A 16,286-nucleotide genomic window follows, 5' to 3' on the forward strand; every position below is an offset into this window, starting at 1 on the left:
CGTAAGTAAACTAATACGAGTTCTTGATTTTTTTAGTAATTGTCCAACTTATCAATGAAAAATGAAAACCATGAACGGTCCCGTAAAACTGTTCATGGTTTTTAATACTAGAATCTACTTTTAGTAATATCAGAAATAGCACGATATAGAATGTCTAACATATCGTCAAGCTCCGATTCCTTTGAAGCTAATGGAGGCATAAATACAATGACATTTCCAAGCGGGCGGGTGAGTAGTCCGAGCTCTTTTGCTCTTTTGGTTACTTTCACACCGATGCGTTCGTTCCAATGGAAAGCTTCTTTAGTATCCTTTGATTTTACTAGTTCAATTCCAATCATCAGGCCACTTTGACGTATGTCTCCTACATGTTTTAACTCATTAAATTGCACCAGTTTCTCTTGGACATATGATGAGATTGTTTCGACATGTTGTAATAACTTTGTTTTATTAAATAGATCTAGATTCGCCAATGCTACAGCGCACCCAAGAGGGTTACCTGTATAACTGTGACCATGGAAGAACGTTTTTTGTTCTTCGTATGTACCTAAAAATGCTTCATAAATTCTGTTTGTTGTTAAAGTTGCTGCTACTGGTAAATACCCACCTGTTAGCCCTTTCCCGCAAGTTAAAATGTCTGGTGTAACTCCTTCTAGCTCACAAGCAAACATTTTACCGGTACGTCCAAATCCTGTTGCAACTTCATCAGCGATTAATAATACATCATATTTTATGCATAATTCCTGTATTGCTTTTAAATACCCCTTTGGCATGACAATAATTCCGCTTGCTCCTTGAACAATTGGTTCAATAATTAATGCCGCAATTGAATTAGCTTTTTCGATGAATAAATTTTCAACTTCGGCTAAATAGGAATGTATGATTTCTTCTTTGGTTCCCTCATATTTTGAACGATAAAGATGTGGGTAGGAAACCTTTATACTTGGAAACATTAATTCGTTATACGCTTGATGAAACAAGTCAATTGCCCCTACGGACACTGCTCCGATTGTATCTCCGTGATAAGCTTCCTTCATTGTAACAAACGTATTTTTATCGGATCTCCCTATGTTTTTCCAATATTGATAGGCCATTTTAATCGCAATTTCTACAGAAGTAGCTCCAGAGTCTGAATAAAATACTTTCTCTAAGCCACTAGGAGAAATTTCTACTAGTCTCTCTGCTAAAAGAATCGCAGGTATATTGGCCATTCCCAGAAGGGTAGAGTGGGCAACCTTTTCTAGTTGTTCATGAATTGCTTCATTTAATTCTTGAATATTATGACCATGAACATTTAACCAAATAGAGGATACACCATCGTAATATTCATTGCCTAAAACATCATATAGTTTTCGATCTTTACCATGTGAAATAATTAGTGGATCTTCGTTTAGATAATCCTTCATTTGGGTGAATGGGTGCCAAAGATACTGTTTATTTTTTTTAGATAAGTCTTGATAGAGTTCATGATTCATATATATCTTCCCCTTTGCGTTTATATGTTAACCTAATTTTATAGTTTAGTTGACATATATTTCAATTGCATGTTAATTTAATTTTGTGAGTTTGTCAAATTTTGCAAATTTATAAAACTCATAAACTAATAGGGGGGATACTATGCAAAATAGGACACTATCATTAACAGTAATCTCATTATTTGCCTCACTAACTTCGATTGGTGCCTTTATAAAAATTCCGTTACCAGTGATTCCTTTTACGCTTCAAATACTTTTCGTATTTTTAGCAGGATGCCTTTTAGGAAGTAAAAGAGGAATGATGAGTCAACTACTGTATGTTGGAATTGGATTAATCGGAATACCTGTATTTGCTTCAGGGGGCGGACCTGAATATGTTTTAAAACCAACATTTGGCTATTTAATCGGTTTTATCGTTGCCGCGTTTGTCATCGGATTGATCCTTGAAAAATCGAAAAATCCGAAGCTTAAGAATTTTATTTTTGCTAATGTAATCGGTTTAATTATTGTCTATATTCTAGGCATTACATATGTGTACATTTCATTAAATACTTGGTTAGATAGTCCTATTTCATTAAAAGCAGTTCTAATGATGGGACTTGTATATAGTATTGGGCAAGATTTGTTACTAGCTGTCTTTGGAGGAGTGTTGGCAGTGCGACTACATTCTCATTTTGCAAAAGCTAGAGAAAACGAAAAAAAGGTGGCTGCTTAAGATGGGAAAAGGATATTTTGTAACCGGTATCGATACGAATATTGGAAAAACTTATGTAACTGCTCAAATGGTGAATTGTTTGCAGAACAAAGGAATCGATGCAATACCTTATAAACCAATTCAAAGTGGAGTAGTTAATGTTAATAATACGGTCATAGGGGAAGACGTAGCCTTTTATAAAGAAAAGCTAGCACTAACAGAAGATCATGATTACTACAGTACATATACAATGAAAACACCTGTTTCACCACATTTAGCTAGTAAACTAGAAGATGTTTTGATTGATGAACAAGTTATATTAGAAAAATATAAGCAATTAGAAAATAAGCATGATGTTGTTTTTGTTGAAGGAGCGGGTGGAGTTGCAGTTCCGTTAAAAGAAAATTTTGGAACGATTGATTTAATTAAGCTATTAAACTTACCAGTCATCCTTGTTACATCATTAAAGCTAGGAACAATTAATCATACTGTATTAACAACTGAATATTTAAAATCACACCAAATTAATCTAATGGGATTACTAATTAATAAAGTACCATCAGTTATGGGTGAAATGGAAAAAGATAATTTAATAATGCTAGAAAAACTAACAGGTCATGATGTTCTAGGTGTTATACCGGAACAGTCAGACTTTTTTACAGAAGATCATATTTTTGAAATTCAACAATTACTGACGAAATAATGAATGAAATGGAGCGATACAAAGTGAATTGGACAAATTTGGCACATGAAGTTATTTTAGGTAAGGAAATTTCAGACGAAGAAGCATTAAGTATATTATCATGTGAAGATGATGAATTACTTTCACTTTTACAAGGTGCGTTTATCATTAGGAAACACTATTATGGAAAAAAAGTTAAACTGAATATGATCATTAATGCGAAAAGTGGTTATTGTCCCGAGGATTGCGGCTATTGTTCTCAGTCTTCAATTTCAAGTGCACCAATTGAGAAATATCCTTTTTTATCTAAAGAAGAAATTCTTGAAGGTGCAAAGCGTGCCTTTGAATTAAAAGCAGGGACATATTGCATTGTTGCAAGTGGGCGCGGACCGACGAATCGAGATGTAAATGTTGTTACTGAGGCGGTTAAGGAAATTAAAGAATTATATGGTATGAAAGTATGTGCTTGCTTAGGACTTATTAAAGATCATCAAGCAAGTGAGCTTAAAGAAGCAGGTGTTGACCGATATAATCACAATTTAAATACATCAGCTGAGCACCATAATTATATTACCACAACTCATACATATCAGGATCGAATCGATACAGTTGAGAAAGTTAAAAAATCAGGTATATCACCTTGCTCTGGAGCCATTATTGGGATGAAAGAAACAAAACAAGATGTTATTTCAATCGCAAGGTCATTACGACAATTAGATGCAGACTCCATTCCAGTAAACTTTTTACATGCTATTAATGGAACGAAACTAGAAGGTGTGAACGAATTAAATCCGCGCTACTGCTTAAAAGTATTGGCACTATTCCGATTTATAAATCCGAAGAAAGAAATTCGAATTTCTGGTGGACGTGAAGTAAATCTACGTAGTTTACAACCATTAGGACTTTATGCCGCAAATAGTATTTTTATAGGAGATTATTTGACTACTGAGGGGCAGGAGACAAATAGTGATCATGCAATGCTAGAAGATTTAGGATTTGAGATTGAGTTGGTGGAAAAACAGGAGAAGATGTTGTCATAATAAAAAAAAACGAAAATCTTAAAAAATAGATTTTCGTTTTTTTTATTTAAATGAAATATTATTCTTGTATTATGTTATGACGGAATTACGATAGTAAATACTTATCAATAATTCTATTAAGCTCTAATTCTTCTGTTGAAGATAAAACAAAATTTGCATGACTTAAAATAGTGGAATCTCCAATTGCAACAGAGAACATATTTGCAGCATTAATCGCATCAACGCCCGCAGCTGCATCCTCCACACCGATACAATTTTTAGGGTTGGCTGAAACTGCCTCAGCAGCTTTTAGAAATACCTCTGGATCTGGTTTTGAATTAACGACGGTAGCGGCGTCAACTATGTGATCAAAATACTGGGTAATTCCTAAAGCATTAGCAACCATTAATGCATTTTTTGAAGCCGAAGCCATCGCAATTTTAATGCCAGCTTTCTTGATTTGAATTAAGAAAGATTCGATTCCTGGTAATAGGTCATTTTCAGAAATATTACGGATTAGTTCAACATAATGAGCATTCTTTTTTGTTGCTAACTCATTTTTTTCAGCTTCGGAGAAATCATTTTGTCTGTTTCCAAATGTTAGGATTCTTTCTAATGAATCTGTTCGGCTTACTCCTTTTAGCGTTTCATTAAACTCACGGTCAAAAGGAATTCCTAAGTCTTCACCTAGTTTTTTCCATGCTAAATAATGAAATTCAGCAGTATCAGTAATTACACCATCTAAGTCAAAAATAATTGCTTCAATTTGTTTATTCAAAATGGTACCCCCCATTACTTTAATTAATTTATTTTGGCAACTGATTTTCGTTCGACCAGCTTTGTTGGAACAATAATATGCTCTGATTTTTCAGGTTCATTTTTTATTCTTTTAAAAAGTAAGTCTGTAGCTATTTCACCAAGCTTCATAATCGGAATTTCAATCCCAGTTAATGGTGGTGAGAATAAGGGGGAAAAAATCCCATTATTATATCCAATAATTGAAATATCTTTCGGAATAGATATCCCTAACTTTGCGGTTGTATTATAAAGTCCAATAACTTTTAGATCATCAATTGCAAAAATTGCAGTAGGTAAATCTTTAGACTTCAAAAGTGATTCTGAAACTTCATATGCTCTTTCCATTGTGTAACCACTATCAAACATTCGATCAGGGCGAAGAGGAATTCCGTTATCAACTAGACATTTTTTATATCCTTCCAATCTGTCAATCGATACATGGTAATCGAGAGAAGAATGAAGACATGCAATGTCAGTATGTCCTTGATCGATCAAGTGTTGGACTAATTGATAACTATCATTAAAATTATCAGTATCCACTGAATAAATATGTTGATAATTTCCTTCTACTCTTCCAATAACAACTACTGGAATTTCATATTTATCTAATTCTTTGAAAAACTCTTCATTTGCAGGTGAACTTAGCATTAGAATTCCCTTAATCATTCTTCCTCGAATTTTCTCAATACATTTATTTAACTCATCTTTGCTATTTTTAGATGTTTGGATAATGACATCAAAATTTTCTACTTCTGATCTCGTGGAAATAGAGTGAATAATTTCAGAGAAAAACGTGTTTCCAGCGGTTGTTTTCGTAGATCGAGACATCACCAATATTGCATCAAATCCTGATGATGTAAGTGCTCTGGCTAATTTATTTGGCTGATAATTTAATTCTTCAATAGCCTTCATTACTCGATTACGACTTTCTTCTGAAATATTATCTTTATTATTTAATACTCGAGATACAGTGGACTTTGAAACGTTAGCTACACGAGCAATATCATAAATTGTAGGGCCCATTTGTATACTCCATTCTTATTTAAAGTAATTTTAGTAAAAACGTTTACATTTTGTCGTTATTAATTATTTTTTTTAAAATAAAACGCTGTAAAATCTATGGGAATTATATCAAAATATTTTTTTGGTAACGAATAGCTAGGAGCGGTATTACAAAAAATATTAATTCATAATATACATTGATAGTAACGATTTATTTTAAAATTTGTCAAGACTGTGAACTGCGAATAGTAAAATTGAACTTGTTTCAAGTTGTATTTATTACTAGGGCAATTATAGGGAGAATAGTAAAAAGTAGCAATACTATAGAATAAATAATAAAAATCAAACGTTTTAAACTATTCTATCAAAGTAAATTGATTGCAAATAAAAAATAAATTTTTATAAATATTTTAAATTGACAGTAAGCGCTTTCTATAATATATTGAATTTGGGAGCGGTACCAAACGAGTACCAAACGAGTACCAAATTTTTTTACATCTCTGTGGGAGCGATACCACAAGGAGGGATCATATGAGTAAAATAAAAGAAAGATTAGCTTTTATTTATGAAAATGAAGACATAGATCAGATTTATAGCTTAATAGAGAAACGAATTAAAGAAGCTAAATTGAAAATTACGAAAAAAAGAAAAGAAAATTGGGATGAGTCCGATGTTGTTTTAATTACTTATGGCGATCAGTTTCAGGAAGAGGGAATACCTACATTAGAAACATTTAAAAAAATGTTTGATGAACATTTAGCCAATAAATTTGAACTTGTTCATATTTTACCTTTTTATCCTTATACATCAGATGATGGATTTTCAGTAGTTGACTATAAAAAAGTAAACCCAGATTTAGGAGATTGGTCACATATTGAGAATTTATCAAAATCTGCAAGAATCATGTTTGATTATGTATGTAATCACATTTCTAGTAAGAGTGAATGGTTCCAAGGCTATTTGAATGGTGATCCAAAATATAAAGATTACTTCGTCGAAATGGATCCATCAATTGATTTAAGCTCAGTAACTAGACCTAGAGCACTTCCATTACTAGCAAAGTTTAATTTAGCGTATGGTGAGGAAAAATACATTTGGACAACGTTTAGTGATGATCAAATTGATTTGAACTTTAGGAATCCACAAGTTTTATTAGATATGGTTGATGTTTTACTGTTTTATCTGGAACAAGGAGCAGAATATGTAAGACTTGATGCTGTAGGATATATGTGGAAAGAAGTTGGTACTTCTTGTATCCATCTGGAAAAAACACATGAAATCGTTAAATTATTCCGTGATTTATTAGATGAAGCTGCTAAAGGTACAGTAATGATTACTGAAACAAATGTACCTCATCTAGATAATATTTCTTATTTCGGTAACGGACATGATGAAGCACATATGGTTTACCAATTTCCGCTGCCTCCATTAGTTTTATACTCACTCCATAAAGGGAATGGTAGTGCATTAACAAAATGGGCAAAAAATCTTGAAGGATCTGGGGAAGAAACAACCTTCTTCAACTTCTTGGCTTCTCACGATGGAATTGGTTTAAATCCGATTCGTGGAATAATCCCTGAAGAAGAAATACTTTCTCTAGTAGAAGATTTAAAGATAGAAGGTGCACTAGTAAATTATAAGAAAAATTCAGATGGTACCGAAAGTCCATATGAAATTAATGTAACTTACTTAGATGCTTTAAATAAACAATCTTCAAGTGATGAGCTAAGAGTAAAGAAATTCTTATTGGCACATTCAATTTTATTAACATTCCAAGGAGTACCGGCAATTTATATTCAAAGTATGCTTGGTTCAAGAAATGATTATGCAGGTGTAGAAAGAACAGGTATGAATCGTTCGATTAATCGTCAAAAATATTCATTTGTTGAAATTGAAAATGAGTTAAATGAAGTGGGATCATTAAGAAATAAGATTTTTACAGAACTTACAAATATTATTCAAGTACGTAAAGAAGAAAAACTATTTAACCCAAATGCAAAAATGGAAATACTTGATCTGAATGAAAATTTATTCGCCATTAAACGATTAGATCAAGATGATAGCATTGTCATTCTTCACAATCTATCAAATGAAGAAGTTAAGTGTGATTTAAATGGAAAGTATTTGAATATTTTAACTGGAGAAGTTGAAGAATTTAATGAATATATTTCTATAAATCCATATCAATACATTTGGTTAAAACCAGTAAATTAGGAGGAAGGATAATGAAGAAATTTCTAAGTATATTCTTGGTTTTAATGTTAGCTGTTGGATTAACAGCTTGTGGTGGTAAAAAAGAGAATGGCAAAGTAACGATCGAATTTATGCATTCTTCTGTTGAACAAGAAAGATTAGCAGTTATCACAGACTTAATTTCAAAATTTGAAAAAGCAAATCCAACTATTAAAGTAAAGCAAGTTCCAGTTGAGGAAGATGCTTATAATACAAAAGTTGTAACGTTAGCAAGTTCTGGTAAACTTCCAGCAGTAATTGAAGTTGGACAAGACTATGCAAAAGTTATGGACAAGGACGAATTAATTGATAAAGATGCAGTTAAATCAATTATTTCTAAAGTTGGGGAAGATAAGTATTATGAAGGTGCGTTAAAGCTTTTAAAAACTGAGGACGGCAAAAATTATACAGGTGTTCCGATTAGTGGTTGGGTACAAGGAATTTGGTATAACAAGCAATTGCTTGCCGACAAAGGATTCGCTGAACCTAACAACTGGGATGATGTTTTAAAGATTGCAAAAGCATTTACAAATAGTGGAAATAAAAAATACGGTATTGCAATTCCAACTGTAGAAGGTGGTTTTTCTGAACAAGCCTTTTCACAATTCGCTTTATCAAACAATGCTAATATGTTCGATAGCAAAGGTGATTTAACACTTAATACACCTGAAATGAAAGAAGCTTTAAACTACTATAAAGAATTATCAAAATATACAATGCCAGGTTCCAATGATGTTACAGAAGTAAAAGATGCTTTCATGAATGGATCTGCTCCAATGGCTGTTTATTCGACTTATATTCTTCCTTCAGTCTATGAAGAAGGCAAAACAAACAATATTGGATTTGTAATTCCAAATGAAAAAACAAAAGCAGTTTATGGAACAGTATCAGCTTACACGATTTCTTCTGGTTTAGAAGATGACCAAAAAGCTGCAGCAGAAAAATTAGTAGAGTTTATGGCAAAACCTGAAAATAATACGAAGTTGGTATTAATGTCTCCAGGTGGATCTCAACCAGTAAATAAAGAAGTAACAGAAAGCAAAGAATATAAAGAAAATGAAGTTGTCAATTCATTTGGTGAGCTTTCAACTGAAATCGCAAGTGCGTTTGAAAACATTCAGGTATTCGGTCTTGTTGATAACAAGAACTTCTTAAAAATGGGTGATGTTACAAGTTCAGGTGCAGTTGCTAAGTTAATTAATGAAGTGACTGTTGGTGGAAAAAGCGTAAATTCTGCTATTAAAGAAGCAGGAGAAAAATTAAAAGGCGTAATAAAATAATTACTTTTAATTCAATTTATCAAGTATTAATTATTTGATTTCTTAATTACTGAAAGTTGTTTAGAAAGAACGAACGCTTGAAAAGCAAGCTAAGTTGCTTTTTAAACAACTTTTCTTTATCACCAATCTATCAAATGAGAGAGTAGATTGTTTTTTAGGAGGTAGTATGAAACCGATTGTCCGAAAAAAATCTGATATAAAACTAGCCATGATACTACTTTTACCAAGTATTTTCCTTCTATTATTACTAGTTGCTTATCCGATGTTATCTAATATTAAAATAAGTTTCTTTGATCAGCCAATTAACCCTAGATTACCAGCTAAGTTTGTTGGTCTATCTCACTACACGGATGTTATTAAAGATATTGAGTTTTATAAATCTTTAGGAATTACCATTTTATATACAGTATTAACTGTAGTTGGTAGTACGATCGTTGGTCTAGGTGTTGCATTATTCTTTAATCGACCATTTAAGTTCCGTAAAACAGCTCGTTCTTTAATTATCTTATCTTATGTAACGCCATCTATTTCATTAGTTTTTGCTTGGAAATATATGTTTAATAACTCATATGGGGTTATTAATTACTTAGGAACGGATGTTTTCCATTTATTTAAAAGTGCACCGTTATGGTTTGACAATCCAGTTAGTAGTTTTATAGTTGTAGTAGTTTTTGCGATTTGGAAGTATTTCCCTTATGCATTTATTTCGTTTTTAGCAATCTTGCAAACGATTGATAAAACTTTATACGAAGCTGCAGATATTGATGGGGCTTCACTTTGGCAAAAGTTTAAAGTTGTAACTTTACCAGCGATTATGCCGGTTTTACTAACGGTTGTAACTTTACGATTTATTTGGATGTTCTACATGTTTACAGATGTTTATTTATTAACAAACAAAGTAAATATTTTAGGTATTTATTTATACGAAACTGCGTTTGCTTTCAATAATCTAGGAAAAGCATCGTCAATTTCAGTAATCTTATTCATCATATTATTCATTGTTATTATCGTATCAAGAAAGAGGGTGAACTTAAATGGCAGCAGTAAGTAACAAAAGAAATAAAATTATAAAGAAAACTGGTTTCTATGTAGTACTGATTCTAATACTAGGAATCATGTTATTTCCATTCTTTATTATGCTAATGACGTCATTAAAAAGTTCAAAAGAAGCAATTGCAACAAATCCGACATTATTGCCACATGTATGGACTTTCCAACATTATATTGACATTTTTAACCCGACAATTTTTCCATATTTAAACTATTTTAAAAATAGTTTGATCGTTTCATTAATAGCAGCTTCATTATCAGTTGTACTTGGAATATTAGGAGCTTATGCATTATCAAAACTCAAATTTAAGGGAAGAGTTACAATTAATGCTAGTTTTTACACTGTATATATGTTTTCAGGGATTTTATTAGTAGTACCTTTATTCAAAATAATTTCTGGCTTTGGCTTATATGATACAAAAATGGCATTGATCATTACAATGATTGTGCAAACTCTTCCAACAGCGATATTTATGTTAAGGAGTTATTTCGATACAATTCCTGAAGATTTAGAAGAAGCGGCTATGATCGATGGCCTAAGTCGTTTGAAAATAATCTTCTATATTATTATTCCTTTATCAATATCGGGAATCGTATCAGTTTTTGTCTATGCATTTATGATTGCATGGAATGATTACTTATTTGCATCTATTTTCTTATCAAGTTCAGAAAACTTTACGTTACCAATCGGTTTAAACACTTTATTTAGTACACCAGATTATGTGTGGGGTCGTATGATGGCAGCATCTTTGGTTACTGCCTTACCAGTTGTTGTTATGTATGCAATATCTGAACACTTTATTAAAGGGAACTTAACTGAAGGTGGAGTAAAAGGTTAATTCGAAACATTTTTTACTGAAAGGATGAAATGAAATGAAAAAATTAGTAGCAGTTGAACCAAGAGTTGCAGCATTAGTCGAGTACGTAGATCGCCCAGTACAACCAAATGAAGTAAAAATTAAAGTAGAATTTGCTTCACCAAAACACGGTACGGAAGTAGTTGATTTTAGAGGACTTAGCCCATTTATTGATGAGGAGTTCAATGAAGAGTGGAAAATGTTTATGCCACGTGAAGAAGGTTCTGCACGTGGAATCGTATTTGGTGAATTTCAATTAGGAAATATGGTTGTAGGTAGTATTTGTGAAATTGGCAATGAAGTAACTGAGTATAAATTAGGTGATCAAGTTTGTACTTATGGTCCGATTATGGAAACCGTAATCGTTAATGCTGTAGATAACTATAAATTACGTAAAATGCCAGAAGGTTCTTCATGGAAGAATGCAGTTTATTATGACCCAGCACAATTTGCAATGAGCGGTGTTAGAGATGCAAATGTTAGAGCGGGTGATTATGTAGTAGTTGTCGGTTTAGGAGCGATTGGACAAATTGCAATTCAATTAGCAAAGAAAGCTGGTGCTAGTATTGTAATTGGTGTAGATCCGATAAGTCATAGATGTGATATCGCTTTAAAAAATGGAGCTGACTATTGCTTTGACCCAACAGCATGCGATTTAGGATACGAAATTAAAAAAATAACAAATAAATTAGGTGCAGATTCAATTATTGAAACTAGTGGCGTTTCAAGTGCACTTCAAGCTGCGTTAAGAGGAATTGCATACGGTGGAACAATTTCTTATATCGCATTTGCTAAACCATTCCCGGAAGGATTTAACCTTGGCCGTGAAGCTCATTTTAACAATGCAAAGATTGTATTTTCACGAGGCAGTAGTGAACCAAACCCAGACTATCCACGTTGGTCACGTAAACGTATCGAAAATACTTGTTGGGAATTATTAATGAACGGGTATTTAAATTGTGAAGATTTAATTGAACCTGTTGTTTCATTTAATGAAGTTGCAGAATCATATATGGAATTTGTTGACCAAAAACCTGAACTAAGTATTAAGATGGGTGTTCAATTTAATAAGTAAAAAAATGTTATGGGAGTATTTAGCACTCCCCTCTATCTAGGAGTGAATAAGAATGAAAATTGGAACACAAAATCAAGCATTTTTCCCAGAAAACATTAAGGAAAAATTTAACTATTTAAAAGAAATTGGATTTGAAGGTTTTGAAATCGATGGTAAATATTTAGTTGATCATTTAGATGAGGTTAAAGAAGCAATAAAAGAGACTGGTTTACCTGTAACTACAGCTTGTGGTGGTTATTATGGATGGATTGGTGACTTTATTGAAGAGCGTCGATTAAAAGGGTTGGCAGATATTGAAGAAATTTTAAAAGCTTTAAAAGAGGTTGGAGGAAAAGGGATTGTAGTACCGGCAGCATGGGGGATGTTTACATTCCGATTACCACCTATGACTTCACCAAGAAGTATGGAGGGAGATCGAAAAGCTGTTACTGAATCACTAATATTTTTAGATAAAGTAGCAGGTGAAACGGGAACTACAATTTATTTAGAACCATTAAACCGTTATCAGGATCATATGATTAATACTTTAGCTGATGCACGTAAATATATTGAAGATAATCAGTTTAAAAATGTGAAAATAATTGCTGACTTTTATCACATGAATATTGAAGAAGATGATCTATCAGAAGCACTTCACAATAATCGTGATTTAGTTAAACATATACACATTGCAGATAATCACCGTTTCCAACCTGGTAGTGGATCATTAGATTTTAAAAAGCACTTTGAGCAATTAAAGAATGATGGCTATGATGGTTATTTAACATTTGAGTGTCGTATTCGTGGAATTAACTTAGAGGATGAATATATTAAAGCATTTCATCATATAAAAGAAGCTTTAAGTTGAAAGGAGTAGCATTGTGATTAAGAAGAGAGTAGCTATTATTGGCGGGGGACAAATAGCTGAAAAAGTTCACGTTGCTTACTATAAAACTAGAGATGATTTAGAAGTTGTTGCAGTGGTAGGTGTAAATGAGGAATCACTAAGAAACTTTGCAGAACGTAATAATATTCCTAACTATTACACTGATGCTACTGAAATGTATGCAAAAGAAAGTCCTGAAATTGTTAGTATCTGTACTCCAAATAAATATCATTTTGAGAGTGTTATGCAAGCATTAGAAAATAATTGTGATGTTTTTTGTGAAAAACCACCTGCAATCTTAGCTGAAGATGCTAGAAAGATGTATGAAACAGCTTTAGCGAAGGGACGTATACTTGCCTTTGATTTTCATCATCGATTTGCGGATGATGTATCGATTGTAAAAGAAAAAATAGAGCAAGGTTTATTAGGTGAGATTTATTTTGTTAAAGTAAAAGCTTTAAGACGAAATGGAATTCCGGGTTGGGGTAACTTTACGAATAAAGAGATCCAAGGTGGTGGGCCACTAATCGATTTAGGAATCCATATGCTTGATACTGCACTACATGTTTTGGACTATCCAAAAGTTAAAAAAGTAACAGCAAAAATGTTTAAGAAAATTGGTCACAAAAAAGATGAAGGTGCATTTGGTAAATGGGATCCTTCAAAATTTGAAGTAGAAGATTCCTTATTTTCTTATATTGAATTAGAGAATGGTTGCTTAATTCAGTTAGAAACATCCTTTGCATTGAATATAAAAGAAAAATCAGAAATGAATGTAGAAATTTGTGGAGATCAAGCTGGTGCATTGATGTTTCCAGCCGAAATCTATACAGATGAAAAAGGAGAGCTTGTAACTCTTTTAAAGAGAGAAGAGGCTGATCCTGACCGTCATTCGAAAAGCATGGCTGCTTTTGTTAATCGTTGCTTAGGGGAGAATGTCATGTTAGCAGATGGAGAACAAGGTTATGCTATCCAACAACTTGTAGAAGCGATCTATCAATCAGCTGAAAAAGGTGAGAGTATATCTTTATGAATGAAGTAAATGTAATTAACGAAACGCAATTTGATTTACAAACTATCAATAAATACGCAACGATTATGGCTTTAGGAAATGGCTATTTAGGTTTACGAGCGAGTCATGAGGAATATTATTCGGAACAAACTCGAGGAATGTACGTAGCGGGGATATATAATAAATTCACTTCAAATGATGTTACAGAAATCGTAAATTTACCAGATATAATTGGTATGAAAATTGAAATAAATGGTGAAATTTTTTCAGTTCTTACAGGTGAAATACTTTCTTATGAACGAATTTTAAATATGCAAAAAGGTGAGTTAACTAGAGAGGTCGTATGGAAAAACAAAAGTGGTAATCGATTTTTTCTAAAATTTCAACGATTTGTTTCAAAAGATAATTTACATTTACTTGCGTCTAAAATTACTGTGAATAGTTTGGATTGTGATGCATCAATTAGAATAAAAACTGGTATTGATGCACAGACATCAAATTTTGGAAAACAACATCTTTTAGAAGAAAACATTCGTGTGATCGATAAAAAAATAATGCATGCTGTATATAGAACGACTGAAAGTAATCATACAATCTCATTAGCAACATCATGTAATGTATCTAGTACAAGTGATGTTTCTTTTGTAGCAAAGAACCGTCAACTTATGGCAATCATTAAACAAGATATAACTGTTGATCAGCCGTTCGAATTAGAAAAAATAAGTGCAATCTATACATCAATTGATAGAGTAGAAGAAGCGCCTGCACAAGCTAGTATTCAGGCCGTTCAAGAAAATTTATCAACTGGCTACGAGCGTCTACTAGAGAGTTCAGCTATTAAGTGGCATCATTTTTGGGAACAAAAGCGTGTTAGTATTTCTTCAAAGGAAGAGATCGACCAAATCGCAATAGACTTTTCACTTTACCATATTGAAATAATGACACCATCTCATGATGAAAGGTTTAGTGTTGGAGCAAAAGGTTTAACTGGTGAAGGCTATAAAGGACATGTGTTTTGGGATACAGAAATTTTTATTGCACCTTTTCATTTATTTACTGAACCGGAAGTAGCAAGAAAATTATTAACATATCGATATCTTCATATAAAAGAAGCAAAAGATAAGGCTACTAAAAATGGTTATGCGGGTGCTCTTTTCCCTTGGGAAAGTGCATACTCTGGAATGGAGGAAACTCCTGAATATGCAGCTATTAATATATTAACTGGTACCCGACAAAAGGTTGCTTCAGCTATAGCTGAGCATCATATTGTAGCAGACATCGCTTTTGCTGTATGCCAATACTATGAAAATACAATTGATGAAGAATTTATGGCAAATGAAGGTTTAGAATTGTTAAAGGAAACTGCAAGATTTTGGATAAGTCGTACGACTGATGAAAATGAAGTACTTTCAATTAATGACGTAATTGGACCTGACGAATATACAGAACATATTAACAACAATGCTTATACGAACTATATGGCTTATTATAATGTTCAACAAGCATTATATTATATGGAAAAATATAATAAGATCGAACAAGACCTATTTAAGAGCGGAAATGATTTTTTAAACCGACTTTACTTACCACAACCAAACGAAGACAAGATTATTCCACAGGATGATACATTTTTAACAAAACCTGAGATTGATTTATCAACTTATAAACAGACACAAGGTAGCCAGGCAATACTCTTTGATTATTCTCGACAAGAAGTAAATGAGATGCAGATTTTAAAACAGGCTGATGTAGTTATGTTATTATATCTATTCCCAAATTTATTTGAAGAAGATGTAGTCAAAAAGAATTTGCATTATTATGAGGAACATACAATTCATGATTCATCACTTAGTAAAGCGATTCATGCAATTGTTGCTGCAAGATGTGGCGAAAAAGAAAATGCTTATCGACTTTTTCAAGAAGCTTGTTTAATCGATTTAGGACCTAATCCGAAGTCATCAGATGAAGGAATTCATGCAGCATCACTTGGTGCGAATTGGTTAGCAACAATCTTTGGTTTTGCAAACATAACTGTGGAAGATAAAAAGTTAAAGATTAATCCCAACTTACCTAAAAATTGGGACAAACTTTCATTCCCCTTCAATTGGCAAGGTACAAATCTTGTGATTACAATAACGAATGAATCTGTAACGGTGACAAAACAAACTGATACAGAAGTTTCAATCGAAATTAATGGAAAATTATTTAACTTAACAGATCAAATTATCGCATCACTTTAAAGAGGTGG

General features: G+C 32.6%; 14 protein-coding genes. 11 read left to right on the top strand and 3 right to left on the bottom strand.

The window, feature by feature from the left end; translation table 11 throughout:
- Positions 1-107 precede the first annotated feature (107 nt).
- Positions 108-1,472, bottom strand: a complete 1,365-nt coding sequence (gene bioA, locus CN925_RS19750; RefSeq protein ID WP_098848511.1) for an adenosylmethionine--8-amino-7-oxononanoate transaminase — start codon at positions 1,470-1,472, stop codon at positions 108-110.
- A gap of 142 nt (positions 1,473-1,614) precedes the next feature.
- On the opposite strand from bioA, the gene CN925_RS19755 reads away from it, so the two are divergent.
- The 3 genes from CN925_RS19755 to bioB are packed head-to-tail and all read left to right on the top strand — an operon-like array spanning position 1,615 to position 3,888.
- Positions 1,615-2,187 carry a biotin transporter BioY gene (locus CN925_RS19755; RefSeq protein ID WP_098848512.1) on the top strand — a complete coding sequence of 191 codons (573 nt, stop codon included), beginning with the start codon at positions 1,615-1,617 and terminating at the stop codon, positions 2,185-2,187.
- Between the two features lies 1 nt (position 2,188).
- Positions 2,189-2,869 (top strand): dethiobiotin synthase, encoded by a 681-nt coding sequence (gene bioD / locus CN925_RS19760; protein ID WP_098848513.1) that lies wholly within the window; start codon positions 2,189-2,191, stop codon positions 2,867-2,869.
- Between the two features lie 23 nt (positions 2,870-2,892).
- Complete coding sequence (gene bioB / locus CN925_RS19765; RefSeq protein ID WP_098848514.1) at positions 2,893-3,888, top strand: biotin synthase BioB; 996 nt, start codon at positions 2,893-2,895, stop codon at positions 3,886-3,888.
- A gap of 85 nt (positions 3,889-3,973) precedes the next feature.
- On the opposite strand, the gene pgmB is transcribed toward bioB, so the two are convergent.
- Positions 3,974-4,660 (bottom strand): beta-phosphoglucomutase, encoded by a 687-nt coding sequence (gene pgmB, locus CN925_RS19770; protein ID WP_483295216.1) that lies wholly within the window; start codon positions 4,658-4,660, stop codon positions 3,974-3,976.
- Between the two features lie 8 nt (positions 4,661-4,668).
- Positions 4,669-5,688, bottom strand: coding sequence for a LacI family DNA-binding transcriptional regulator (locus CN925_RS19775; protein WP_098848516.1), 1,020 nt, complete (start codon positions 5,686-5,688; stop codon positions 4,669-4,671).
- Positions 5,689-6,198: 510 nt separating this feature from the next.
- Here CN925_RS19775 and CN925_RS19780 point away from each other — a divergent pair.
- The 8 genes from CN925_RS19780 (at position 6,199) to CN925_RS19815 (ending at position 16,278) form a co-directional block, all read left to right on the top strand.
- Positions 6,199-7,881, top strand: coding sequence for a sugar phosphorylase (locus tag CN925_RS19780; RefSeq protein ID WP_098848517.1), 1,683 nt, complete (start codon positions 6,199-6,201; stop codon positions 7,879-7,881).
- Positions 7,882-7,892: 11 nt separating this feature from the next.
- A complete protein-coding gene (locus CN925_RS19785) occupies positions 7,893-9,179 on the top strand; it encodes an ABC transporter substrate-binding protein (RefSeq protein ID WP_098848518.1) in 1,287 nt (428 codons plus the stop codon).
- A gap of 166 nt (positions 9,180-9,345) precedes the next feature.
- Positions 9,346-10,230 carry a carbohydrate ABC transporter permease gene (locus CN925_RS19790; RefSeq protein ID WP_098848519.1) on the top strand — a complete coding sequence of 295 codons (885 nt, stop codon included), beginning with the start codon at positions 9,346-9,348 and terminating at the stop codon, positions 10,228-10,230.
- Positions 10,214-11,068 carry a carbohydrate ABC transporter permease gene (locus CN925_RS19795; RefSeq protein ID WP_098848520.1) on the top strand — a complete coding sequence of 285 codons (855 nt, stop codon included), beginning with the start codon at positions 10,214-10,216 and terminating at the stop codon, positions 11,066-11,068. The genes CN925_RS19790 and CN925_RS19795 overlap by 17 nt, the downstream gene beginning before the upstream one ends.
- Positions 11,069-11,102: 34 nt before the next feature.
- Entirely contained in the window at positions 11,103-12,161 is a 1,059-nt protein-coding gene (locus CN925_RS19800) for a zinc-dependent alcohol dehydrogenase (protein ID WP_098848521.1), read from the top strand.
- A gap of 52 nt (positions 12,162-12,213) precedes the next feature.
- Positions 12,214-13,008, top strand: a complete 795-nt coding sequence (locus tag CN925_RS19805) for a sugar phosphate isomerase/epimerase family protein (RefSeq protein ID WP_098848522.1) — start codon at positions 12,214-12,216, stop codon at positions 13,006-13,008.
- Between the two features lie 16 nt (positions 13,009-13,024).
- Entirely contained in the window at positions 13,025-14,059 is a 1,035-nt protein-coding gene (locus tag CN925_RS19810; RefSeq protein WP_098848559.1) for a Gfo/Idh/MocA family protein, read from the top strand.
- On the top strand, positions 14,056-16,278 hold the full coding sequence (locus CN925_RS19815) for a glycoside hydrolase family 65 protein (protein WP_098848523.1): 2,223 nt from the start codon (positions 14,056-14,058) through the stop codon (positions 16,276-16,278). Before CN925_RS19810 ends, CN925_RS19815 begins: the two co-directional genes overlap by 4 nt.
- Positions 16,279-16,286 lie beyond the last annotated feature (8 nt).

The organism is Bacillus sp. AFS055030, assembly GCF_002574545.1.
GTDB lineage: Bacteria > Bacillota > Bacilli > Bacillales > Bacillaceae_G > Gottfriedia.

Coding starts and splice junctions, on each gene's coding strand:
- bioA (WP_098848511.1), bottom strand. CDS start 1,472: ATGAATCATGAACTCTATCAAGACTTATCTAAAAAAAATAAACAGTAT.
- CN925_RS19755 (WP_098848512.1), top strand. CDS start 1,615: ATGCAAAATAGGACACTATCATTAACAGTAATCTCATTATTTGCCTCA.
- bioD (WP_098848513.1), top strand. CDS start 2,189: ATGGGAAAAGGATATTTTGTAACCGGTATCGATACGAATATTGGAAAA.
- pgmB (WP_483295216.1), bottom strand. CDS start 4,660: ATGGGGGGTACCATTTTGAATAAACAAATTGAAGCAATTATTTTTGAC.
- CN925_RS19775 (WP_098848516.1), bottom strand. CDS start 5,688: ATGGGCCCTACAATTTATGATATTGCTCGTGTAGCTAACGTTTCAAAG.
- CN925_RS19780 (WP_098848517.1), top strand. CDS start 6,199: ATGAGTAAAATAAAAGAAAGATTAGCTTTTATTTATGAAAATGAAGAC.
- CN925_RS19785 (WP_098848518.1), top strand. CDS start 7,893: ATGAAGAAATTTCTAAGTATATTCTTGGTTTTAATGTTAGCTGTTGGA.
- CN925_RS19790 (WP_098848519.1), top strand. CDS start 9,346: ATGAAACCGATTGTCCGAAAAAAATCTGATATAAAACTAGCCATGATA.
- CN925_RS19795 (WP_098848520.1), top strand. CDS start 10,214: ATGGCAGCAGTAAGTAACAAAAGAAATAAAATTATAAAGAAAACTGGT.
- CN925_RS19800 (WP_098848521.1), top strand. CDS start 11,103: ATGAAAAAATTAGTAGCAGTTGAACCAAGAGTTGCAGCATTAGTCGAG.
- CN925_RS19805 (WP_098848522.1), top strand. CDS start 12,214: ATGAAAATTGGAACACAAAATCAAGCATTTTTCCCAGAAAACATTAAG.
- CN925_RS19815 (WP_098848523.1), top strand. CDS start 14,056: ATGAATGAAGTAAATGTAATTAACGAAACGCAATTTGATTTACAAACT.